The sequence below is a fragment of the Nocardiopsis salina YIM 90010 genome, from assembly GCF_000341025.1.
GTDB lineage: Bacteria > Actinomycetota > Actinomycetes > Streptosporangiales > Streptosporangiaceae > Nocardiopsis > Nocardiopsis salina.
The window spans coordinates 1-23,655 of the sequence record NZ_ANBF01000088.1 but is presented as its reverse complement, the minus strand read 5'-3'; the positions used below and the strand labels follow the sequence as shown (position 1 = coordinate 23,655).

Annotated in this window: 19 protein-coding genes; 10 read left to right on the top strand and 9 right to left on the bottom strand. The window is 72.1% G+C overall.

Features of this window, described 5'->3' with window-relative positions:
- The first annotated feature begins 64 nt into the window (after positions 1–64).
- On the top strand, positions 65–493 hold the full coding sequence (locus D474_RS0110010; RefSeq protein ID WP_017613446.1) for a hypothetical protein: 429 nt from the start codon (positions 65–67) through the stop codon (positions 491–493).
- Positions 490–801: a winged helix-turn-helix domain-containing protein gene (locus D474_RS0110005; protein WP_017613445.1), complete on the top strand. Its 312-nt coding sequence runs from the start codon at positions 490–492 to the stop codon at positions 799–801. The genes D474_RS0110010 and D474_RS0110005 overlap by 4 nt, the downstream gene beginning before the upstream one ends.
- A gap of 35 nt (positions 802–836) precedes the next feature.
- Here D474_RS0110005 and D474_RS0110000 read toward each other — a convergent pair whose 3' ends face one another.
- Complete coding sequence (locus D474_RS0110000; RefSeq protein ID WP_017613444.1) at positions 837–1,844, bottom strand: EamA family transporter; 1,008 nt, start codon at positions 1,842–1,844, stop codon at positions 837–839.
- 71 nt (positions 1,845–1,915) lie between these two features.
- On the opposite strand from D474_RS0110000, the gene D474_RS0109995 reads away from it, so the two are divergent.
- Positions 1,916–2,842 (top strand): LysR substrate-binding domain-containing protein, encoded by a 927-nt coding sequence (locus tag D474_RS0109995; protein WP_017613443.1) that lies wholly within the window; start codon positions 1,916–1,918, stop codon positions 2,840–2,842.
- A gap of 2 nt (positions 2,843–2,844) precedes the next feature.
- Here the strand turns inward: D474_RS0109995 and D474_RS0109990 are convergent, their stop codons facing one another.
- Positions 2,845–3,774 carry a LysR family transcriptional regulator gene (locus D474_RS0109990; protein ID WP_017613442.1) on the bottom strand — a complete coding sequence of 310 codons (930 nt, stop codon included), beginning with the start codon at positions 3,772–3,774 and terminating at the stop codon, positions 2,845–2,847.
- Between the two features lie 336 nt (positions 3,775–4,110).
- On the opposite strand from D474_RS0109990, the gene D474_RS0109985 reads away from it, so the two are divergent.
- From D474_RS0109985 to D474_RS0109975, 3 genes are all read left to right on the top strand, one after another.
- Positions 4,111–4,653: a GNAT family N-acetyltransferase gene (locus tag D474_RS0109985; RefSeq protein ID WP_017613441.1), complete on the top strand. Its 543-nt coding sequence runs from the start codon at positions 4,111–4,113 to the stop codon at positions 4,651–4,653.
- 157 nt (positions 4,654–4,810) lie between these two features.
- Positions 4,811–6,004 (top strand): coiled-coil domain-containing protein, encoded by a 1,194-nt coding sequence (locus D474_RS0109980; RefSeq protein WP_017613440.1) that lies wholly within the window; start codon positions 4,811–4,813, stop codon positions 6,002–6,004.
- A 79-nt stretch (positions 6,005–6,083) separates the two neighbouring features.
- A complete protein-coding gene (locus D474_RS0109975; protein ID WP_017613439.1) occupies positions 6,084–8,165 on the top strand; it encodes an FUSC family protein in 2,082 nt (693 codons plus the stop codon).
- Positions 8,166–8,298: 133 nt separating this feature from the next.
- On the opposite strand, the gene D474_RS0109970 is transcribed toward D474_RS0109975, so the two are convergent.
- Complete coding sequence (locus D474_RS0109970) at positions 8,299–8,952, bottom strand: cyclase family protein (RefSeq protein WP_017613438.1); 654 nt, start codon at positions 8,950–8,952, stop codon at positions 8,299–8,301.
- A 218-nt stretch (positions 8,953–9,170) separates the two neighbouring features.
- Between D474_RS0109970 and D474_RS0109965 the strand changes: the two genes are divergently transcribed.
- From D474_RS0109965 to D474_RS28185, 3 genes are all read left to right on the top strand, one after another.
- Positions 9,171–9,860 carry a lysophospholipid acyltransferase family protein gene (locus D474_RS0109965; protein WP_017613437.1) on the top strand — a complete coding sequence of 230 codons (690 nt, stop codon included), beginning with the start codon at positions 9,171–9,173 and terminating at the stop codon, positions 9,858–9,860.
- 292 nt (positions 9,861–10,152) lie between these two features.
- Positions 10,153–11,505, top strand: coding sequence for an FAD-dependent oxidoreductase (locus D474_RS0109960; RefSeq protein WP_017613436.1), 1,353 nt, complete (start codon positions 10,153–10,155; stop codon positions 11,503–11,505).
- A gap of 2,685 nt (positions 11,506–14,190) precedes the next feature.
- On the top strand, positions 14,191–15,978 hold the full coding sequence (locus D474_RS28185) for a penicillin-binding transpeptidase domain-containing protein (protein WP_017613435.1): 1,788 nt from the start codon (positions 14,191–14,193) through the stop codon (positions 15,976–15,978).
- Positions 15,979–16,508: 530 nt separating this feature from the next.
- On the opposite strand, the gene D474_RS0109945 is transcribed toward D474_RS28185, so the two are convergent.
- The 6 genes from D474_RS0109945 to D474_RS28180 all read right to left on the bottom strand — a co-directional run bounded on the left by D474_RS0109945 (position 16,509) and on the right by D474_RS28180 (position 21,848).
- Entirely contained in the window at positions 16,509–16,838 is a 330-nt protein-coding gene (locus D474_RS0109945) for a DUF3040 domain-containing protein (RefSeq protein ID WP_017613434.1), read from the bottom strand.
- A 142-nt stretch (positions 16,839–16,980) separates the two neighbouring features.
- On the bottom strand, positions 16,981–18,036 hold the full coding sequence (locus D474_RS0109940) for an ABC transporter ATP-binding protein (protein ID WP_017613433.1): 1,056 nt from the start codon (positions 18,034–18,036) through the stop codon (positions 16,981–16,983).
- The gene (locus D474_RS0109935) at positions 18,036–18,872 is read right to left on the bottom strand and encodes an ABC transporter permease (protein ID WP_017613432.1); all 837 of its coding nucleotides are present in this window, start codon (positions 18,870–18,872) and stop codon (positions 18,036–18,038) included. The genes D474_RS0109940 and D474_RS0109935 overlap by 1 nt, the downstream gene beginning before the upstream one ends.
- Entirely contained in the window at positions 18,869–19,717 is an 849-nt protein-coding gene (modA, locus tag D474_RS0109930) for a molybdate ABC transporter substrate-binding protein (RefSeq protein WP_017613431.1), read from the bottom strand. Before modA ends, D474_RS0109935 begins: the two co-directional genes overlap by 4 nt.
- Positions 19,710–20,111: a TOBE domain-containing protein gene (locus tag D474_RS0109925; protein ID WP_017613430.1), complete on the bottom strand. Its 402-nt coding sequence runs from the start codon at positions 20,109–20,111 to the stop codon at positions 19,710–19,712. The genes modA and D474_RS0109925 overlap by 8 nt, the downstream gene beginning before the upstream one ends.
- Positions 20,112–20,315: 204 nt before the next feature.
- The gene (locus tag D474_RS28180) at positions 20,316–21,848 is read right to left on the bottom strand and encodes a glycoside hydrolase family 10 protein (protein ID WP_017613429.1); all 1,533 of its coding nucleotides are present in this window, start codon (positions 21,846–21,848) and stop codon (positions 20,316–20,318) included.
- 379 nt (positions 21,849–22,227) lie between these two features.
- Between D474_RS28180 and D474_RS0109915 the strand changes: the two genes are divergently transcribed.
- Entirely contained in the window at positions 22,228–23,511 is a 1,284-nt protein-coding gene (locus D474_RS0109915) for an isochorismate synthase (RefSeq protein ID WP_017613428.1), read from the top strand.
- The last annotated feature ends 144 nt before the right edge of the window (positions 23,512–23,655 follow it).

The window sequence follows — 23,655 nt, the reverse complement described above, 5'->3', positions numbered from 1 at the left end:
ACCGTTTGCCCGGCGCGCAGGTGGGTGCCACTCTGGCATCACGTGCAGCGGAGGAAGGGGTCCCATGCGTGAGGAAGAGGCGCGCGACGCCCTGGAACGGGCCGGCTCGGTGGAGAACCGGGTCCGCCGCGGCGGCCGCTGGTTGGCGGGCTACGGCGCGCTCTACGGCACGGGGTCGATCGCGGTGGTTCTGGCCGTCGGGCTGGCCCCGCACGGACCGCTGCGTACAGGTGTCATAGCCGTGTGCGGGGTCATGATGGTGGTGGTGCTCGTGGTGTGGGCCGCGACACGGCCGGTGAAGCCGCGGGGGTTCGCGTGGCTGCACACCGCGATGATCGCGGGCTGGGCGGTGCTGTACACCGTCGCCCTCAACGTGGGTCTGCGGGCCTTCCCCGGCGATCCGGCCTGGTGGGTGCCGATGGCGGTGGCCACGGCGGTACCGCCGTGGGTGATGGCCGCCTACATGCTGCGGACCTCCGGGGGCCGGGCGTGAAGCATCCGCGTTCCCGTCTGGACGAGGTCATCCACTCCCCCGTCCGGTTCTCGGTGGTGGCGGCGCTGGCCGGCGCCGACCAGGCCGAGTTCCGGTTCGTGCGCGACGCGGTGGAGGTCTCGGACTCACAGCTGTCCAAGCAGGTCTCGGTGCTGGAGAAGGCCGGTTACGTCAAGGTCGGCAAGTTCGCCGTAGGCCGGCGCACCCGCACTTCGTTGAGCCTGACCCCGGAGGGCCGCGCGGCGTTCGACGCGCACGTGCGCGCGCTGCGGGAGATCGCCGAGGGCAGCGGCGCCCCCGACCAGTAGCCCGGACACCGGGTCGGTGCGGACCGGGTCCAGGGTCAGGGCGAGGCCGGTGCGGGCGCCGGGTGGGCCGGGTCGGTGGAAGAGGCCGGTCCGGGAGGGCCGTCCTCCACCCCCGGACCGGGGTCGGGGTTCCGGCGCCGGACCACCCGGCGCACGGCGGGGCCGTCGGAGCGGTCGCCGCGGGCGGCGCCGATGCCGGCGATCACGACCAGCGCCATACCGGCGACCTGCACGGCGACCGGGGTCTGGCCGATCAGCAGCATGCCCATGATGAGCGCGACCGCCGGTTCCAGGCTGGAGAAGGTGCTGAAGGCCGTGCGGCTCATGCGCTGCAGGGCGACCATCTCCAGCAGGAACGGGATCATCGGGAACAGCAGGGCGATGAGCAGTGTGAACACGATCAGCTGCGGGTCGGGGTCCACGACCGCGCCCGCCGCGCCCAGGGGTGCGGTGACCACCGAGCCGACCACCATGGACAGCGCCAGGCCGTGCACCGCGCCGAACCCGGCCCCCACGCGCTGGGTCAGCACGATGTAGCCGACCACGCACAGCGCCCCGGCCAGGGCGAAGCCGACCCCGGCGAGGTCGAGGTCGCCCTCCCAGGGGCGGGTGAGGCACACGACCCCGGCCACGGCGGCGACGATCCAGACCAGTTCGCGGCGCCGGCGCATGGCCAGGACGGCGACCACGAGGGTTCCCAGGAACTCGATGGAGGTCGCGGTGCCCAGCTCGATCCGGGCCGTGGCCTCGGAGTAGAAGAGCATCATCCCCGCGCTCGCTGTGCCCAGGATCACCACGGCGCCGAGCTCTCGGGCGCTCGCGGCACGCACGGCACGCCACAGGGAAGGCCCGCCGAGCGCGATGAGGAGCAGCGCGGCCCACGTCAGCCGCATCCAGGTGACGGTCGCGGGGTCGGCGGCCTCGAAGGCGTGCACGGCCAGGGCACTGCCGGTGTGCAGGGCGAACATGCCGATGAGCAGCATGAGGGGCGCCGGCACCCCGAATCGGGCACGGCGCGGCGAGGGGAGGAAGGAGAGGATCACCGGACCATTGCATCCAGACGCTCCGTTTCTGTCCAGGGAGCTCCGGTTGATGGACCGTGTAGTTTCGGTGGATGGATTTCACGCGGCTGCGCCTGTTGGTCGAGCTGGAACGCCTGGGCACGATGGCGGCGGTCTCGGAGGTCACCGGGATGAGCACGTCGGCGGTGTCCAAGCACTTCGCCGTGTTGGAGCGCGAGGCCGGAGCCCCGTTGATCGCACCGGACGGGCGCCGGGTGCGCCTGACCCCGGCGGGGCGGCGCCTGGCCGAGCACGCGGTGGACATCCTCGCGCGGGTGGAGGCCGCCCGCGCCGAGTTCGAGGGCGGCGGCGAGCCGGTGGGCAGGGTCCACCTGGTCATGTACACCAGCGCGGCCCCGGTCGTGCTTCCGGCACTGCGGCGGCTGCGGGAGGACCACCCGGGCATCGAGGTCGACCTGACCGAGTACGAGTCGGTGCAGGCGCTGGACCTGCTGCAGGAGGGCGGCGCCGACCTCGGGGTGGTGTACCAGTACAGCCTTCTTCCCCGGATTTTCCCGGAGACCTTGACCGTGCGCCCGATCGGCACGGAGGGACTGCTGCTCTCCCAGCCCTCGGCGGGTGCCGACAGCCGCACCCTCACCCGACGTCGCCTGAAACAGCACGCGGACGCGTCGTGGATCGCGAGCCCGTTCCGCAGCGACGAGGACACCCTGGTCGAGCGCATGTGCGCCGACGCCGGTTTCACTCCGCGCCTGGTGCACCGCATCGACAACATGGCGCTGATCGAGGACATGGTCGCGGCGGGGTTGGCGGTGGCCCTGGTCCCGCGTTCGGCGGCGACGACGCGCCGCGGGGTGGCCCACGCACCGCTGGGTGAGCTCGGCGGTGTCCGGCAGGTGTACCTGGCCGGGCGGACCGGTGGGTGGGCGTGGAGGCCGATCCGGGTCACCGCGCGCTACCTGCACGAGGCGGCGCGCGGTGTACTGGACGACGTTCCGGAACTCCCCGGGGAGGGGTGAGCTCAGCCTGCGACGGCGAAGGGGCCCACGGAGGGCACAGGCACCTTGTCGGCAGCCTCTCGCACGGCGGTGAGCAGGGGTTCGGCGCTGGATCCGGCGCGCGTCAGGGCGACCACGTGGCGGCGGGCGGTGTCGCGCACCCCGCGCACGACCACGTGCGGCGGGTTGAGGCCGGTCCAGGCCAGGCGGGGCACGACGGCGATGCCGAGGCCGGCGCGCACGAGCGCGAAGACGGCGCTGAAGTCGTCGACGATGTGGGCCACGCGCGGTTGGAAGCCGGCCTGACTGGTGGCGGCGGTGACGCACGAGTACCAGGCGGTTCCGTGTGCGGACATGATCCAGTCCTCGTCGGCGAGGTCCTCGGCCAGGTGCAGGTCGGTTCGGGGGGCGAGCGGGTGGTGGTACGGAAGGATCGCGTCGAAGAGCTCGACCATGACCGGCTCGGTGTGGAATTCGGGGTCGCCCGCGGCCGGCATGTGGGAGGTCGACATCGTGAGCGCCACGTCGATGCGGCCCGAGCGCAGCATTCCTGTACTGGATTCCGGTTCGGCCTGCACGACCTCGAAGTTCCAGCCGGGGTGGCTCTCGCGCAGGCGGGCGAGGGCGGGGGCGACCAGGTCGCTGATCCCGGTGGAGAAGGCGCCCACCCGAACGACACCGCGGTCTCCGGCGGAGTAGGCGTCCAGGTCAGAGGCGGCGCGTTCCATCTCGGCGAAGATGACGTGCGCCCTCTCGAGCAGGACCCGTCCGGCCCCGGTGAGCAGGAAGCGGCGGCCCTGGCGTTCGACGAGGGGGACCCCGGCCTCCTTGGCCAGGGAGGCGAGCTGTTGGGAGACCGCCGACGGTGTGACGTTGAGGGCCTCGGCCGTTCCCGCAACGGTGCGGTGATGGTCGAGGGCCTGGAGGAGCTGCAACCGCCGAACGTCGATCATACAGCCCAACTTAAGACAGACTGTTGATGTTTCGTTCTGGTTTCATCCATGTTGACTGGTTTCGGGGCGTGATTCCGTGCACAGCACTCAGCCGGGGAGAGACGGCACCCCCGCCGGCCTCGGCGACCCCAGCACGACACACCCAGAAGAAAGAATCGAACTTCTTTTTCTTCGGCGATCTCCTGCGTGACTTTCTTCGTGTCGGGCACGTTCGCGCGCATACCCGCACGTACAGTCAGAGGCACAGCTCAACCACCGAGCCCCAGGGTCCGACGACCCCGGTGGCCGCCACCCCACTCTGCTGGAACGGGTGAGAAGAAAATGCAAACTTCGCTGATGACCAAACCTCAACCGTCCGACCTGGGCGTCCTCGGCTTCCGGTACCTGGGAGCTCACGAGGTGGAGGAACTCGCGGACCTGTGGGGTGCGCTCCACCAGCGGCACACCGTGACCGCCCCGCACCTGCAGGACATCATCGGCGCGGTGAGCCTGGACGAGTCCTGGCGGCGCCGCCGGGCCCAGTACCTGCAGTGGATGCGCGACCCCGACACGATGGCCATCCTCGCCGAGCACGAGGGCGACCTGGCCGGCTACGCGATGGTGACCCTGCACGACAACGCCCAGGGAAGCTGGGACCGCGGCGACCGCGTGGCCGTCGTCCAGACCTTCGCCATCGACCCCGAGTACACCGGCACCGGGGTGGGATCCAAGCTCCTGGAGGAGATGCGCCACCAGCTCAGCGCGTCGGGGATCCGCGACATCGAGTTCTCCGCGCTGGCCACCGCGTCCGAGGACATCGACTTCCTCGAGCAGGAGGGCTTCCAGCCCTTCGTGACCACCATGGTCTGCCGCGTGGACGGTTTCGGCGCCCACGACTGACCCGGCGCGGCCGGACCGGCGACGGCGGTTGGGCGAACAAGGTCGAGCAGCGAGCCCCCGGGCCCCAGGGTCCGGGGGCTCTCGCGTGCCCGGGACGGCCCCGCGTGTGTGCGACACACCCCGGCACACCGCTGCGGCGAGACGCTACCCTCGGCCCGTGGCCTCCTCCGACACCAACACCTGCACGTTCCCCGGATGCGACCGCCCCGTTCCCCGGTCCTCCTCCCCCGGGCGCCCGCCCCAGTACTGCGAACTGCCCGAGCACACCCGATGGCGTGCTTGGAAGGAACGCCAGCGCCAGGCCCAGGAGGCCGAGCGCGCGAGCACCGAGCACACGGACGAGCACGGCGGCGGCGACGGTTCCGGCGCCTCTGCGGATGCGTCCTCCACGAGCGGCCGGGGCGAACCGGTCACGGCGGCACGGCTGCGCGCCGACGACCTGCTCACCCGGTTCGCGGTCCAGAGCGAGCAGCTCGAGCAGACCTTGCGTTCGGCGACCGAGGCGTTCGCGACCATGACCGACCCCGCCTCGGCCGAGGCCCAGGTGGAGTCGGCCCGGGTCGAGGGAGCCAGGCGGGTCGCAGAGGCCGACGGCGCCCGTCTGGAGGCGGAGAACCGGCGACGGGAGGCGGAGACGTCGCGACGGGGCGCCGAGAAGGCCGCGGCCGCCGCGGTCGAGGCCACGCACGAGGCCGAGCGCATGGCCCAGGAGGCCATCGACCGCCGGGACGCCGCGGAAGCAGAACGCGACCGGTACGCTCGGGAGCACGAGCGGGCCGCGGCCGAACGCGACGCCGCCACGGCCGAGGCCAATGCCGGTCTGGCGGCCGCCGAGCGGCGCCTGGCACAGCAGAGCGCCCGCGCACAGGCCGAGCTGGACCACGAGCGGGCCGAGGCCGAACGCCGCGCGGCCCTGGCGCGCGAGGAGATCGCCCAGCTGCGCCGTGAACGCGACGAGCACGCCCGGCGTGCGGACGAGGCCGACCTCGCCGAGCAGCGCTCCCGGGACCGCGCCGACCGCGCCGAGGAGCGTGCGGTGGCCGCAGAGCAGACCGCGGCCGACGAACGTGCACGCCTGGGATCCGAGCTCGAGCGNCCCGCCGAACGCGAGCGGCTCATGGCCGAGGTCGAGCGCCTCACCGCCGAGCGGGACCGCATCACCGGTGAGCTCGACAAACAGCGCCACAGCGCCGAGGTCACTCTCGCCGAGTCCCGTGAGGCCGCCGCGGCCCGGCTGTCCGTGGCCCAGCAGGAACGCGACGCGGCCCTGCAGCGCGCAGAGCAGGCCGAGGACGAGCTCGGTACAGCCCGTGCGCAGGCTGACGAGAGCACCGGCCGCCAGGAGAGATGAGCACCGATCGCCCCCGAAGGGACCGATCTCTAGGATGGAGACCGTGCGAGATCTGGGAACCACTGGAAACACCGGCCCCATGGACGTGGGGGGTTCCCACGACGAGGGGCCCAGACGCGCGACCGTGGCCGAGCGCCCCCGCCCCAAGGTCGACCTGAAGGCGTTGTTCGGCCTGGAGCCGGGCACCAGTTGGCAGTGGACCACCGCGGTGAAGGCCGCCGTTGCGATGATCGTCTCCTTCGGTGCGGTCGCCCTGCTCGTCGAGCCCCGGATGGCCACGCTCGCGGCCCTGGGGTCGATGACGGTCCTGTACGAGAAGAAGACCCCCTACGCCTACCGGTCGGCCGCCCTGGCCCTGGTCGGGGTCGGGTTCGTGGCCGCGGTCGCGGTCGGATCGCTGGCTTCGGCGCTCTCCCCCTGGGCCGCGGTCTTCTCCATCGGCCTGACCGCGGGGCTGGCGACCTGGTTGTGCGCGGCCTGGCGGGTCGACAAGCCGGGGCCGATGTTCTTCGTGCTGGTCGGGACCATCTCCACGATCGTCCCGGGCGGCCCGGCCGACGTGCCGCTGCACGCGGGGCTGGCCGCGCTCGGTGCGGCCGTGGGCTGGTGCGTGTCGATGTCGGGCGCTGCGTTGCGGGCCCGCCACCCCGAGTACCAGGCGGTCTCCGGGGCGTTCCGCCAGCTCGCCAAGCTCCTGCGGGCGGTGGGCACCAAGGAGCTGGACCACGCCCAGCACAGGGCCTCGGTGGCGGTGGCCGACGCATGGCGGATCGTGCTCCTGGCCCAGACCCGCGGGTACCGGGGCACTCCCGAGGCGGCCCGGCTGCGTTCCCTGCTGCGGTGGGTCTCCGACATCCACCTGGCCACGACGCAGGTGTGCATGGCGCGCACCGAACGCCTGCCCGACGGGGCTGCCGACTTCGCCGACGAGATGGCCGCGTCCGTGGCCGATCCGGCTTCGACTCCCGACCCCGACGACCTGGACGAGCTGCGGCGGGGCCTGCGTCCGCGTTCCCTGGAGGGCCGCGTCTACGGTCTGCTGGCGCGCGCCGCGGTGGCGGCCAGGCGCACCCCCGACGAGGCCGAGGAGGAGGACGAGCGCGGCAGCCGCCTGCACGACGACCGCTACCCGGCGCTGTGGGGTGCGCTGCGGTCCAGCCTGACGGGGCAGTCGCTGATCCTGCCGACCGCGCTCCGCATGTGGATCACCGTGACGGTGGCCGGTGCGCTGGGGCTGTGGATCGGGCTGGACCACTACTACTGGGTGGCGCTGACCACGACCGCGGTACTGCAGGGCGGCAACGTGGTCCTGACGTTGAACCGGTCGCTGCAGCGCTCGCTCGGGACCATGCTGGGTGTGCTCATCGGTGCCCTCCTGCTCGCCCAGAACCTGCCGCTGCTGGCGGTGGTGGTGGTCGCGGGCTGCTTCCAGGGGCTGACCCAGCTGGTGGTGGGCCGCAACTTCTTCTACGGGTCCGTGGCGATGACCCCGATGGCGCTGCTGCTGGCCTACACCGCGGTGCCCTACCCCGTCGAGGAGCTCGCACAGTCGCGCATCATCGACACCGTCGTGGGTTCGCTGGTCGGTATGGCGGGGGCGTTGATCCTGTGGCGGAGGGCCTCGGCGACACGGCTCCCGCAGACGATCATCAAGGTGCTGGACACCGCGCGCCGCTGCGTGGTGGAGGTGCTCGACCAGGACGTGCGCATCTCCGACGAGCGCCGCTACGAGCTGCGGCGGGACATGCGGGCGGCGCTGGTGAGCCTGCGGGGTGTCTACGACAGCGCAGTGGGCGACGTGCCGCGCGCCAGTTCGACGCGGCCGCTGTGGCCGGTGGTGGTGGCGACCCAGCGCACCGGGTACCTGGCGTTGTCGGCCCTGCAGTTGGAGAACCCCGAACCGGTGGGCACCATCACGCTGCAGCGTGTGGATCTGGCCTTCAAGGAGCTGGTCTCGTCGTTGGACGAGCGGCGCACACCGCGGATGGGTGCGATGCCGCGGCTGCCCGCCTACCCGCGCATCAACATGGAGCTGCGTGCCCTCTCCAGTGCGATGACCAGCGCAGTGGCCCAGGACGAGCGGGCCGCGCAGAAGGAGGCCGAGCGGCGGGCCCAACGCGAACGACGCCGAGCCCAGAAGGACGTCGACGCCGACCTGTGAGGGGTCCGCACCGGGCGGGCCAGAGCCTGTTCGGCGGACACCGGCCCACAGGTCGCGCACCGCCACCTCGGCGGTCCGGCGGCGCTGTGGCCGGCCGGAGACGGAAGGCGTCCACCTGGCAGGCCCTGCCGCTTCAGCCGGTCACGGCGAAGGCGCGCACCGGGAAGGCGGCCATGCCCCGCACCTTGGCGGGCACGGCGTGGAAGCGGAACCCCTCGGAGGGCAGGAGCTCGAGCGCACGCAGGTGGCGCACGACCGGGATCCCGGCGGAGAGCAGCAGCCCGAGCGAGGGACGGGCGCCCTCGGTGGCGGGCGCCGTGCGGTCCACACCCACGGAGTCGATGCCCACGAGGGCGGCCCCGCCCTCCACCAGGAGCTTGGCCGCGGCCTCCTCCAGGTAGGGGTGGTCGGGGTCTGCGTAGGCGTCGGTGCGCCAGTGGCGGTCCCAGCCGGTGTGCAGCAGCACCGCGCGGTCGCGCACGTCTAGGTGCTCGACGAGGCGGGCGTCGATGGGGTGGCGGTCGGTGGCGTCGACGACGAGCCCGGGCAGGCCCGCGACGCGTTCGAGGTCGAGGTCGGCCAGATCGGCACCGTCGCGGTAGCGGTGGGCGGGCATCTCGACGTAGGTGCCGGTGGCACCCACGAGGCTGACACGGCCGCCGGCGTCACCGGTTCCGGGCGCGGACTCGGAGCCGGAGCCGGCCTCCTCGACCTCGGGGGTCGGCAGCCCGGGGCTGGTGGTCATCCCGTCGGTTATCTGGTGGCTGACGTCGACGAGTGTTGGCATGGCTGGCTTCCCCGTTTCACGATCACCCTGTGTTCCGACCATCACCCTACGGTGTGTGTCCTGTATCACGGGAGGGCTTCGCGACATCGATTCCGAGGGACCTGTGGCCGAAGGCGCGGCATGCACGGCGATAGGCTCGAGAGGTCGGCTGCGGGCGCCGTCCCGGCCGAACCCCACCCCCGTCAGCCCCACACAGATCGAGAGAGGTCGACCTCATCGTGTCACTGTACGGAGCGGCCAAGGTCGTCGTCGCCCCCCTGAGCCGGGCCGTGTGGCCCCAGCGGGTGGAGGGCGTGCACCACGTCCCCGCCGAGGGGCCGGTGATCCTGGCGTCCAACCACCTGGCGCTGATCGACCCCCTCTTCATCGGCACGGCCTGCCCGCGACCGGTGCGGTTCATCGCCAAGCGGGAGCTGTTCGACGAGAGCACCCTGCCGCGCAAGGCGGTCTCGCGGGTGCTGCGCGCCCTCGGACCGCTGTCGGTGGACCGCCGCCCCGGGCAGAGCGCCCAGGAGGCCATGGACGAGAGCGTGGAGGTCATCAACGGCGGCGAGGTCTTCGGGATCTTCCCCGAGGGCACACGCTCCCCCGACGGGCGCCTGTACAAGGCACAGACCGGCCTGGCGTGGCTGGCGCTGACCACGGGGGCTCCGGTGGTGCCGCTGGCGCTGTCCGGCACGGAGCGGATCCTGCCGCCCGGGCGCAAGGTCCCCTCGTTCAACCGCGTCGGGGTGCGGTTCGGCACCCCCGTGGACCTGTCGCCGTGGTCGGGACAGGCGCACCGGGCCCGCCCCCGCCGGGAGGCCTCGGACGCGATCATGGCGGCCGTGGCCAAGCTGTCGGGCCAGGAGCAGGTCCCGCGTTTCGCAGCTTCGGTCAAGGCAGAGCTCGAGCGCGGCCAGGGGTGACTTTCCCCACATCCACTCGGGGGCTGAACCGGCGCTGACCGTGCGTTGACCCCTGGATGAGGCCCCTTGCCGTCGGACGCCGAGGGGCCTCGCCCCCGCCATGAGCGGGCTTTCCGCGGCCGAGGGGCATCCACCCCCTCCCGGGGGAGCTCCGGCGCAGGAGCACAATTTCCTACCTTTATAGTGGGGTTTCCGGTGCATGACACCGGATAGATTAGGCAAGCCTTACCTTTTGATGGCGTCCGACTCTGGCGCGAAGACTTGGAGCTGTGCGATGACGCGACCCCTGCGAGTGGGAATCGTTGGTGCGGGACCGGCCGGTATCTACGCGGCCGACCTGCTCACCAAGGACGAGACCCTGTCCGCGTGCGGCACGTCCGTCAGCATCGACATCCTCGACAAGCTGCCCTCGCCCTACGGCCTGGTCCGTTACGGCGTCGCACCCGACCACCCCCGGATCAAGCAGATCCAGGGGGCCCTGCACAAGATCCTCGACAAGCCGGAGATCACCTTCTACGGCAACATCGAGTACGGCGTCGACCTCAAACTCGAGGACCTGCGCCACCACTACGACGCCGTCGTCTTCGCCACCGGCAGCGACCGCGACCGGCCCCTGGACGTACCCGGCGTCGACCTCCCCGGCAGCCACGGCGCGTCCGAATTCGTCTTCTGGTACGACTCCCACCCCGACGTGGCCCCCTCCTGGCACGTGGAGGGCACCAGCGTCGCGGTGATCGGTTCCGGAAACGTCGCCGTGGACGTGGCCCGCATCCTGGCCAAGGACGCGGACGACCTGCTGCAGACCGACATCACCGACAACGTCTACGAGAGCCTGCGTGCCAAGCAGGTCACCGACGTGCACGTGTTCGCGCGCCGCGGCATCGCCCAGTGCAAGGCCACCCCGATGGAACTGCGCGAGCTCGACAAGCAGCCCGGCGTCGAGGTCGTCGTCTACCCCGAGGACTTCGACATGGACGAGGGCAGCCTGAAGGCCTGCGAGGAGTCCAACCAGGTCAAGACCAACGTCAAGATCCTGCAGAACTGGGCCATCCGCGACGAGCGCGGCGACGCCAAGCGCCTGCACCTGCACTTCCTGCACAACCCGGTGGAGGTCCTCGGCGAGGACCGCGTGACCGGGCTGCGCACCGAGCGCACCGAACTGACCGGTGACGGCAACGTCAAGAGCACCGGCGAGTTCATCGACCACGAGGTCCAGGCGGTCTACCGCGCCATCGGCTACCTCGGTTCGCCGCTGGCCGGCCTGCCCTTCGACGAGGCCCGCGGAGTGGTGCCCAACGACGCCGGCCGGGTCCTGGACCTGGACGAGAAGCCGGTGGAGGGCGTCTACGCGACCGGGTGGATCAAGCGCGGCCCCGTCGGCCTGATCGGCCACACCAAGGGAGACGCCCTGGAGACGATCACCAACCTGGTCGACGACCGCGAGTCCCTGACCCCGGCGGTGGAGCCGGAACCGGAGGCTTTCCGGGACCTGCTGCGCGAGCGCGGCGTCGAGTTCACCACCTGGGAGGGCTGGCAGCGCATCGAGGCCCGCGAGGAGGAGCTCGGCGCCGAGCGCGGCCGCAAGCGGCTCAAGATGCTCACCCGCGACGAGCTGACCCAGGCCGCCCGGGACTCCTGGGGCTGACGCCCCGGAGCCCTCCGCGGCCCCGCTCTCCGACCTGCCCCGACGGGCTTCCCGGCCGGTCCCGCGCCCCTCTGCGGGACCGGCCTTCTCCTGCCCGGACCGGCCGTGACATAGTGCATGCGCTCACTTCCGAGGTCCCGGAACAACGGGTCGCCGTCATGGGTTAGAGTCACTGTTGGTCGGCGTGGTAGCAAGTGTCCCCCGGGCCTCAACTATTGCCTTCGCGGAATACCGCGTCCGGCCCCTCTTCCGGGAGGGTGACCGTACGGCCTGGAGCCCCGTTGTGCCCTGCGCCGAGAGGCGACCGCCACGCCGGCCATCAAACCCTGTGCCCCGCTCCCGCTCCTGTGGGAGCGGGGCATCGTGGTATCGAGGACCACTCAACGAAGGACGGTCAGGCGTGGACGAACGGTCCCCCCGGCAGCCGGATTCCTCCGGGCCGCCCGAGGATTCCGCAGACACGGGCGGCGCCCCCGAGGCCCGCCCGCAGAACCCGTACCGGATCCCTCAGCGGCCGCCGGAGAGCGCGCGCGAGGAGACGGGCGGTTTCGGTTACGAGCGTCCCGAGGAGGAGTCCGCCCGGGGCGGGTGGGACAACCCCTTCCGCGGGGGTCCTTCCAGCAACGCCGAGGATGATGCCGCGGACGAGCCCGTCGCCGACCTTCACACCCCTTGGGGCGCCCCCGTCCCCGGCGACGCAGCGTCCGGGAGCGGACCCGCCGGGCCCGGCGCCGAGGACGCCTGGGACCCCGGGACACCGTGGGGAGCTCCGGTGCCGGACAGGGAGCCCGGCACCGCCGCCTTCGGCGCCGTCGGCGACGGGGACCGTGACGACGCCGGTGACGCGTGGGGGACGAGCGCTTCACACAGCGAGGGCGACGCCGGGGTGTCCGGTTCCGCATGGGACCGCAGCGAAGGGGCCCGGGCACACCACGACGCCGCGAACAGTGGCAGCGACCGTTCCTGGGGCACCGCCGCTCACGACAGCCCGGGGGCCGGCGTACACGAGGCGTGGGTTGCCGGCGGCCGGCGCGACAGCGTGCACGCCTGGGCCTCCTCGTCCGGGAAGGGTTCCGACGGGCCGCACTCGGACAGCGGCTTCGACCCGGACAACGACGCACCGGGGGCCGAGAGCGGCACGGGTTCCGACTCGGGTGACGCTCGTGAGGCCCGGGACCCCGCCGGCACGGGCAGCGAGCAGAACGCAGAGCCGGACCACGTGTGGGGGACGGGCGCCTCCCGCCGCGAGGACGACATCCGCGGCAGTTGGAGCTCCGACGTGGGTGACCCCAGTGACGCCCGGGGCCACAGCGAAGCACAGGACGACACCGGCGCAGCCGGGGCCGACCCCACGTGGGAACGCGAACCGGACAACACAGGTGACCCCTGGAGCGCCGGTGCTGCGGGCGCAGGCGCAGCCGCGGGTGGCGCCTGGGACGCCGACGCCCGCCAGGACTCCCCCTACGGCTCCGACGCACATGACGGTTGGGGCACCGACGCCGCGAGCAGCCGGCCCGACAGCGGTCACGCCCGGGGCTCCCGGGAGAGCACCGGGCACGGCGGCACGGACGGCGGAAGCGACACGCGGGGCGCCGGTGACGCCCGCAGCGAGAACGGCACCGCGCACCCGGGCGATGCCTGGGGTACGGGCGATACCGGGAGCGCGAGTTCGGTCCACGGAAGCAGCCCCCGGGACGTGGACGGCTCCGAGGGGCCCGGAATCGGTACCGACGGCACGGGCGCCGCCGGTGCGGGTGCAGGCGGCGGGGCCGCGGCGGGCAGCGCTCGGAGCCCAGACACCAGCCAGGACTCCGTCCCCGGTTCCGACCCCGATCGCACGTGGACTGCAGATTCAGCAGACGGCACCAGTGACGCCCGGGGCGCCCGCGACGAGGTTGGATACGGCGGGGCGGACGGTTCGTGGAGCGACGACACGACCGGCCCCGATTCTGGTTCCGCATGGGACTGGGGCCCCGACCAGCCCCAGTACGGCGCCCACGACAGCTGGAGCTCCGAAGCGCGTGACCCCAGTGATGCCTGGGGCACAAGTGCCGCGAGCAATGAGGGCGGCCTTGGCGCAGTCGGAGCCGGATCCACGTGGGGCAGCGGCCCGTACGACGGGCGCGGCGCGTGGGGCGGTGGCGGTTCGGATGCAGGCGGTGACGCGGGCAGCTCCTGGGATGCCCCGCGCCACGACTCCCTCTACGGTTCCGACTCCGGCAACGCCTACGGCGACCACACGTGGGGCACGGACCCGGCCGATGACGCGCATGACAGCTGGGGCACGGGCAGCGCAGGTGACCAGCGCCACAGCGGTTACGCCTGGGGGTCGCACGAGGACGCCGGTCACGGCACACATGACGTGTGGGGCACCAGTGCCGCCCACAGTGAAGGCGGCCCCGAAGGCCACGACCGCAACGCCTTCGACGAGGACGGCGGACAGTGGGGCCCCGCCGCCTGGGGCCTGGGGCCTGCGGGCGCCGCCGGCGCAGCGGGGTCCTGGGGCTCCACCGGCTACGATGACCACGACCCGGACGCCTGGAGCCCGGGTTCTGCCGGTCCCCCGCACGNACCTCGTTCGGCTCGTTCGGCGGCAGCCACGCCGAAGGCCGCGACTGGGACGACCCCTACCGCGGTCAGCCCGCGTACCAGGGCGACACCCCGTACCCGGGCGGCCCTGCCCCGGTGCAGCCGCCGGCCTCCGACGGTTACGAGTACCTGTACGGCGGCGGCAGCGGTGGGGGCGGCTACGACGGCTACGACGCCGACCACGGCGCGTCCGGGTCCCCCGAGCCCGAGGGCAAGGGCGGCAAGTCCCGCAAGGGCCTGATCATCGGTGCCTCCAGCGTGCTCGCACTCGCCCTCACCGGCGGCGGCATCGGCTGGTACGTGTGGCAGCTGCCCGAGCCGGAGGAGGCCACGACCGCCTTCGCCTCGCACTGGGAGGCCCAGGACTACGAGGCCCTGGCCGAGACCACCACCGGCGACGACGCCGCACAGATCCTCGGCGGTATCGACGCCGGCCTGGGTGTGGACTCGATCGACGTCAACGTGGGTGAGCCGTCCGTGGACGGCGGCGAGGGCAGTGCCTCCTACGATGTGACCGTCTCGCTGACCAACGCCGACGACTGGGGCTGGGAGGGCGAACTCCCGCTGGTGCGTGATGACGGCGAGTGGTGGATCGACTTCTCCCCCGAGGTCGCCTACCCCGGACTGGGCGAGGGCGAGGTCCTGGCCCGCACCGCCGTGTGGGGCGAGCGCGGCCACATCCTGGCCGCCGACGGCACCCGGTTGGACGGCCCCGACGCCTCGGGGTCGCTGCAGATGCTCGCGGGTTCGCTCGGTGAGGCCGACGAGGACGACGTCGAGCGGCTCGGCCCGGCCTACAGCGTCGGCGACACCATCGGTGTGGACGGCCTTCAGCGCACCTACGAGGAGCATCTGGCCGGCGAGGCCGCGACCACCATCGTGATGGTCGACGCCGAGGAGGCCCAGGGCGAGGGTTCGGTGGATGCCACCGAGGACAACACCGTGGCGACCCTCGACGGCTCCGACGGCGAGGACATCACCACCAGCATCGACATGGACGTACAGAACACCGCCGCGAACGCGATCATCGACGCCGACGACCCGGCGGGGTTGGTGGCGATGCGCCCGTCCACGGGTGAGGTGCTCGCGGCCGCGAACGTGCCCGGCGGGTTCAACCGTGCGTTCGAGGGCCAGTATCCGCCCGGGTCGGCGTTCAAGATCGTCAGCTACAGCGCGCTGCTCGACAACGGCATGTCCACGGAAGAGACGATGAACTGCCCCGAGGAGTACGAGCTGGGCGGGTGGCCGTTCCGCAACGCGGGCGAGGCCGAGTACGGTTCGCAGTCGGTGACCGAGGCCTTCGCGACCTCCTGCAACACCGCGCTCGTGGCCGAGCTCGGTGACCGGCTCAGTGGCGAGCAACTGCAGTCCAGCGCCGAGCAGTTCGGGATGAACCAGCCGCTGGACGTCGGTGTGACCTCCCACGAACCGGTCTTCCCGGCGGTGGACAGCGCGACCATGCTGGGCTCGCAGGGCATCGGCCAGGGTCAGATCCTGACCTCGCCCCTGCACATGGCCACACTGCCGTCCGCCATCGCCGACGGTTCCTGGCGGCACCCGGTGCTGGTCAACGAACCGGAGGTCGACGATCTCCCGGAGCCTCGTCCCATCGCCAACGCCGAGGCGATCAGGCCGATGATGCGCGCGGTGATCACCGACGGCACCGCCGAGGACGTCGACTTCGAGGGCGACGTCTTCGGCAAGACGGGCACGGCCGAGTACGGCACCGCCGAGGACGCCGACGACGATGACGAGCTGCCCAGCCACGCGTGGATGGTCGGTTACAAGGGTGATGTCGCCTTCGCCCTGATCGTCGACGGTGGTGGCGGCGGTTCGTCGGTGGCCGGTCCGCTGGCCGCCGACTTCACCAACGGCCTGCCGTGACGCACCACGTCCGGACGTGAGGCCCGCACCGGGAGCAGTGCAACTCTTCCTGTGCGGGCCTTTGTCGCGGGGTGCCCGCGGCGTCGCCCGAGCGACCCCCATGAGCGACAAGATCGGACGTAAGGCATGGCCTCGGTAGCGCCGAGGCAGCCGCATTCGAGTACGGCCCAGGCCAACCCGGGCAAAGGTCAAACTCAGCGGGGCCCGCGAGGCACTCCGGGATCAGGTGCGGTGGTGCATGCACCACCGCACCTGATCGCATTCCACACCCGTTTCCCGACATGTACCGGGAAGGGGAACAGGTGCGGCACGAACGCCGAGGGCCTTGCGACGGCCGTGGTCGCCGCCGGGCTCACCCTGAGAGCTCCTACCCTCGCCCCGGCCGAGTCGCGCTTCACCGGCAGCGGCGCCGACGGCCCTCGGCCGCGGTCACGGACGAACGCCCCCGTGAACACGGAGAAGGGCCCTCCGGCGCTGTGCCGGAGGGCCCTCGTGCGTGTGTGTCCGACCGGGACGGCCGGAGCGGCGCATCAGGATCCGGGGCCGACCGGTGCTTCGACCTCACCGGCCGGTTCGTCGGCGGGCAGGCTCTCACCCGTACCCGGAACGCTCTGGCCGGACGGTTCGGGCTGCGAGGTCCCCGGTGTGAGCAGGAACAGCAGGACCAGCAGGCCCGCGGTCACCGCCGCGATGACCGCGCACGCCGCCCAGGGTTTCCAGCTCCCCAGATCCGGGTCGGCCGGTGCGTCCGGGTCCCCCGCCGTAAAAGTGTCGAGTCGGTCCGCGAGATCGGGCGCCTCTTCGTCCAGCTTGCGTTCGATCTCCGCGAGGATACGCCGTTCATGCTCTCTCAGGGACATGACACCCTCCTCAGCCGTAGGGGGACTCACCGCCGTCTCCGGGTCCCTACAGTGTCCCCGGGCCGCGCCGCGAGTATCCCGTTGAGGGCAGCTTTTCCCCGACCCCGTTCGCCAAACGCGCGCTGCGGCACGGAGCGGCCGGTCAGGCTCCGTAACACTCCACCTCGGCGGCCTTCACACCCGCCCAGACCGCCTGTCCGCGCACCAGGCCGAGTTCGGCCACGGCGGCGGGGCTGACATCGGCAGCCAGGTCGGGCGGGCCGGCCAGGTGCACACGGACCTGGTCTCCGAAGCGTTCCACCCCGTCCACCCGCACCTGCCAGACGTTGCGCGGGCTGCCGTGCGGGGGTTCGGAGTACAGCGCCACGGCCCGGGGCGGGAAAGCGACCAGGGCCGGGCCCTCCGCGGGGGCGGGCAGGCGCACCTCCACCGTCTCCGCCTCCCCCTGCGCGTCCAGGGTGACCGTGGTCCCCTCGGCCGTCCCGTGGAAGAGGTTGAGCCCCACGAGCCGGGCCACGTACGCGGTGCGGGGCCGCCGGGCGACCTCGGCGGGGGTGCCCTGCTGCACCACGCGGCCTTCCTCGACCACCGCGATCCGGTCGGCGAGCACCATGGCATCCAGCGGGTCGTGGGTGACCAGGACCGTGGTCCCGTCGAACCCCTCCAGCCAGTGCCGCAGGCGGGCCCGCACCTCCACCCGCGTACTGGCGTCCAGGGCTGCCATGGGTTCGTCGAGCAGCAGCAGGCGCGGTTGCACGGCCAGCGCCCGGGCCAGGGCCACACGCTGGGCCTGACCCCCGGAGAGCCGCCCGGGGCGGGCAACGGCGTGCTCGGCCAGGCCCAGGTGCTCGAGCAGCCCCGCGGCGCGCTCGCGCGCCTGGGCCCGGTCGGCGCCCTGGCAGCGGGGCCCGAAGGCGACGTTCTCCAGGGCGCTCATGTGCGGGAACAGCAGATAGTCCTGGAAGACCATGCCGATGGGGCGCTGCTCCACCGGCGTGGTGGTCTCGTCGCGCCCGCCCACGCGCACATGTCCGGCCTCCAGGGGCACCAGGCCGGCCAGAGCGCGCAGGGCGGTGGACTTCCCGGCACCGTTGGGGCCGAGCAGTGCGAGGATCTCCCCGCGTTCGGCTCCCAGGGCCGCGTGGAGTTCGAACGTGCCGCGGCTCAGCCGCAGGTCGGCGTCGAGGAAGCTGCCCATCAGGCGTTCACCCACCTCTCGCGCAGGGTGACCAGGACGGCCAGGGACACCAGGAGCAGCACGAGGCTGAGCACGACGGCGGCCTCCGGGTCGCGTTGCATGGCCATGTAGACGGCCAGGGGCATCGTCTGTGTGGTTCCGGGGAAGTTGCCGGCGAAGGTGATGGTCGCGCCGAACTCCCCGAGCGCACGGGCCCAGCAAAGCACGGCGCCGGCCGCGATGCCCGGCAGCACCATGGGCAGGGTGACCCGGGTGAAGACGGTGGTCCGGCTCGCGCCGAGGGTGGCCGCGGCCTCCTCGTAGCGCCGGTCCGCCCCGCGCAGGGACCCCTCGACGCTGATGACCAGGAACGGCATCGCCACGAACACCTGTGCCATGACCACGGCTGCGGTGGTGAAGGGGACGGTGATCCCGAACCAGGCGTCCAGGTGGGTCCCGAGGATTCCGTTGCGGCCCAGGACCAGAAGCAGGGCCACACCTCCGACCACGGGCGGGATGACCAGGGGAACGGTCACCAGGGCGCGCACCAGGCGGCGGCCGGGGAACTCGGTGCGGGCCAGCAGCCAGGCCAGCGGCACCCCGAGCAGCAGGGAGACCACGGTCGCAGCGGTGGCGGTGGCCAACGAGAGCCAGAGCGCGCTGAGCACCTCGGGATCGCGCAGGCGCTCGCCCATGTCGGGCCAGGGAGCGCTGATGAGCAGGCCTGCGAAGGGCAGGACCAGGAAGGCGACGGCGGCCACGGCCGGCAGGACGAGGACCCATGGCAGCCGCCCCGAGCGGGCGCGCAGTCGGCGCCGTTCCGGGGCGGCCGGTGGTGTGGGGGGAACGGCCGTCACGGCGTGCCGAACCCTGCCGCGTCGAGCTCGGCGCCGCCCCCGCCGAGCACGTGTTCGATCCAGGCCTGGCCGGCCTCGGGGTTCTGAGCTCCGGAGAGCAGGCCGATCGGGTAGTCGTTGACGGCTTCCTCGGCCTCGGGGAAGTCGATGCCCTCGACACGGTCGCCTGCGGAGACGACATCGGTGGCGTAGACGAGGCCCGCGTCGACCTCCCCGAGCTCGACCTTGGTGAGGACGGCGCGCACGTCCTCCTCGTAGGTGACGGGGGTGACGTCGGTCCCGGCGGCCTCCATGGCCTCGGTGGTGGCGGCGCCGCAGGGGACCTCGTCGGCGCAGAAGGCCACGTCGTTGCCCTCCTCGGCCAGGTCGTCGAAGGTCTCGATCCCGGCTGGGTTGTCGGGCGGAACGGCGATCTGGAGGGTGTTGGTGGCGAAGAGCGCGCCGTCCTCGCCGTGTTCCCCCGCCCAGTCCGGATCCAGACCGAGGTCGTCGGTGACCTGGCCCATGGTGGCGGTGTCGGCGGCGGCGAAGACATCGGCGGGGGCACCGGAGTTGATCTGCACGGCGAGTTCGCTGCTGCCGGCGAAATTGAGCACGACGTCGACATCGGGGTGCTCGTCCTCGAAGTCGGCGGCCAGGCTCTCGAAGACGTCGGTGAGGGAGGCTGCGGCGAAGACGTCGAGTTCGCCGGAGAGGTTCCCGCCCTCCTGGTCCCGCCCGGCCTCGTCCGCCTCTCCCCCGCCGCACGCGGTGGCGGCCAGGCTGAGGCCGGTGGCGGCGGCGATCAGACTCAGGGCCGAGGGCCTCCGACCGGCGGCGCGGGAACGGGGGAAGGTCTCAGGCATGGCGGCCTCCGGTGGTCTCGATGACGACGTTGGTGGACTTGACGACGGCGGTGGCGGTGCTGCCGACCTCCAGGCCGAGCTCGTCGGCGGCCTCGCGGCTCATGAGGGAGACGACCCGGTGTGGGCCGGCCTGGATCTCCACGGAGGCCATGACACGGTCGCGGACCACATGCGTGACCAGGCCGCGGAAGCGGTTGCGGGCCGAGGAGGTACGGCGCGCGGGGTCCTCGTCCTCGCCCGAGCTCATGAACGCGGCCAGGTCGGCCCCCTCGAGCACGCGGTGCCCGCTCTCGCCCCGATCGGCGGGCAGGCGCCCGGAATCGACCCAGCGGCGGACGGTGTCGGCGCTGACGCCGAGGAGATCGGCGGCCTCACTGATCCGGAATGTCGGCATGGAGCCAACCTTATCTTCCGCAGGTGCGAGGGATACAGACGGATTCTCCAGCAACTGCGGCACCTTCAGTTCTGATAGCTGGCAGATGCGACAAAAAGGCGAGGGCCCTGTTCCACGGTCCGCGCACGACGGGAGGGGCCGCACCCTGCGCCGATGGGTGCGGCCCCTCCATGCGGACCTACAGGAATCCGGGCTCGCGGGTGGTCAGCCGCGCACGTCCACGACCTCTCCGACCGGCCCCTCGGCCCGGTGGTCGTCGAGCGCAGTGACGACGTAACCGGCGGTCTCGCCGTCGGCGCCCCCGTCGGTCACCCCGGTCCGACCGGTGACCTCGACCAGGTTCTCCTGGGTGAGGGCGGCGCACTGCTCCTCGGGGTCACCGCCGGCCACGGACTCTACGGCGTCCTCCGCCAGGCGGTAGACGGCGTAGAAGCGGGCGTCCTCGTCCGCGTCCCAGCTCACCTGGGCGGTGCCGTCCTCGACGGAGGCGTCCAGACCCTGGACGGCGCCGACCTGGGGGGCGTCCTGGCCCGAGTCCACCTGCGGGGGCAGTGCCGGCCGGTCGTAGTGGGAGTTCAGAAGCTCGTCGACGGCGGCCTCGTTCTCGCGCATGTCCTTGATGGAGAAGTAGATGTCGCCGACGACCTGCTCGTTCTCGGCGGAGTAGTCGAGCTGGGCGCTCAGGGCGTCGTCGTCGCTCCAGTCGTCACTGCCCAGGCGGTAGGCGCCCTGGCCGATGTAGAGGTCGACACCGGTGCCCTCGACCTCGTTCGCCCACCAGTCGGTCATCTGCTCGTAGTCGGCGGTCTCGAATCCGCGCTCCCAGTACAGCTGCGGGGCGACGTAGTCGATGGTGCCCTCTTCGATCCAGGTCCGGGTGTCGGCGAACTGGTCGTCGTAGGACTGCAGGCCGGAGCTGGGCGATCCGCTGTCGTCGGTGGAGTCGTTGCGCCAGATGCCGAACGGGGAGACACCGAAGCTCACCCAGGGCTTGGTCTCCTGGATCTGGCCGTGCACGTCGCGCATGAGCTGGTCGACGTTGTCCCGGCGCCAGTCCTCGCGCTGATCGAAGTCGCCGCCGTGGGCCTCCCACATGGCGTCGTCGCCGAACTCCTCACCCTCGACGGGGTAGGGGTAGAAGAAGTCGTCGAAGTGCATCCCGTCGACGTCGTAGCGTTCGACGACGTCCATGATCACGTCGGTGACCCACTCGCGGACCTCGGGGTTGCCGGGGTCGACGTAGGCCTCGTTGCCGTGCTCGACGAGCCACTCCGGGTTCTGGCTGACCGGGTGGTCGTCGGTGAGGTTCTCCAGATCCGGCTCGAGGAGCCCGATCCGGTAGGGGTTGAACCAGGCGTGCATCTCCAGGCCGCGCTCGTGCGCCTGCTCGACGGCGTACTCGAGCGGATCGTAACCGGGGTCCCCGCCCTGTTCACCGGTGAGGTAGCGCGCCCAGGGCTCCATGTCGGAGTCGTAGACGGCGTCGGCGGTGGGGCGCGCGTGCAGGAACACGGAGTTGAGGTTCATGTCGACGGCGTCGTCGAGCCAGGCGTCGAGCTCCTCCTTCTGCTCCTGCTCCGACAGTCCGGGCTCGGAGGGCCAGTCGATGTTGCGCACGGTGGTCAGCCAGGCGCCGCGCATGTCGCGCTTGTCCTGCCCCGCCTCACACATCGCGGAGGGGGCCGCCTGGTCGCCGGAGGTGCCCTCGGGGCCGTCGCCCCCNAGCGCCTGCCGCACCCCACCGCGTCATGATGCGCGGCGAGGCCATGGACGACCGTGCCACAGAACCCATAAGAACGTCTCCTCCGAGAGGTGGTCTCGCATGCCGCCGTCCGCAAGGCGCCACACCGCGCTCCAGAGTAGGACAAGATGTCAAGATTCAGCATCGATTCAGATTTGATGTGGACAACGTCGCACGGCCACGGCATCGGAGATCTTTGCTCATGGCACACGATCCACGCAACCGCGGGGGTGCCGGGTACTGGTGCCCCTACGGGGGGTCAACCGGGCCTCTCGCGCAGCTCACCGCGGAAGCACGGCCGACCGGCGCGCACGCACCTCGGGCCACGGCCGAATCGGACACACCCTCCCGAACGACGTCCTAGACTCGGGTGCCGTGAACTCCGCCCTGACCCCACCCGAGCTCGTCGTCCGCACCGTCGAACTGCGCAGCAGCGCCGAGAGTCTGGTGCATCACCTGCCCGCCGGGGCGCCCCTGGCCTGGCTCTCCGGGGACGACGGCCTCGTGGGCTGGGGCGAAGCGGTGCGTCTGGACCTGGCCCCCTCCCCCGATGGCACCTCCCCCGTGGACACCGCACGCTTCTCCGAGGCCGCCCGCTGGATCGAGGAGCTGGTGGCCGGCGCAGACGTCCGTGACGAGGTCGGCCTGCCCGGGACCGGACCGGTCACCTTCGGCACGTTCGCCTTCGCGCCGGCCTCGCCCGGAACGGCGCTGGTGGTCCCGCGGGTGCTCGTGGGGCGCAAGGACGGCCGCACCTGGCTGACCACAGTCAGCGACCGCCCGGGCACCCACCCGCCCGAGCTCACCCACGACCGTTCCCCCGCCCGCCCCGTGGGGCCGGTCACGTGGCAGGACGGCTCGCTGACGCCGGAGCAGTGGAAGAGCGCGGTCGCGCACACCGTCTCCCGCATCCGCGAAGGCCACCTCGACAAGGCGGTGCTGGCCCGCGACTCGGTCGCAGTCACCGACGGGCCCATCGACGTCCGGGTGCTCCTGGGACGCCTACGCCGCCGTTTCCCGAGCTGCTTCACCTTCTCCGTGGACGGCATGGTCGGAGCCACCCCCGAGCTGCTGTTGCGCCGTGAAGGCGACCGCCTGACCTCCTTGGTGTTGGCCGGCACACGTCCGCGCGGCGACGACGAGGAGGACGACCGGTCCCTGGGCGAGGACCTCATGGCCTCGGCCAAGGACGACCGCGAACACCACCTGGCCGTGGAGTCGCTACGCACCGCCCTGGGCCCGCTGGCCGAGGAGCTCGACGTGCCCGGTACGCCGCACCTGCTGCGGTTGGCCAACGTGCAGCACCTGGCCACGCCCGTGCGCGCCCGGCTCGCCGACGGGGTCTCGTCCCTGGACGCCGTGGCAGCCCTGCACCCCACGGCCGCGGTGGGAGGCACTCCGACGGAGACGGCGATGCGCCTGATCGCCGAGGTCGAGGGGATGGACCGCGGCGGTTACGCCGGCCCGGTCGGCTGGGTCGACGGCGCGGGCAACGCCGAGTGGGGTATCGCCCTGCGCTGCGCACGTGTGGAGGGCCGCAAAGCACGCCTGTTCGCAGGGGGCGGCATCGTCGCCGGTTCCGACCCCGACGCCGAACTCGCCGAGACCGAGTCGAAGTTCCGTGTCATGCGTGAGGCTCTCACCGACCCGCCCGGGTGAGGCCGGCGAGTTCCGCGCCCGCCCGCAACAGCGCCGACATCCTGTGTGCGATGAAGGTGACCCGTTCGTCCAGCGAGGTGAGGGGGTCGTGTGTGCCGGGCCGGTCTCCCTCGCGGTAGAGCTCGCGCAGGCAGGCCATCGTCT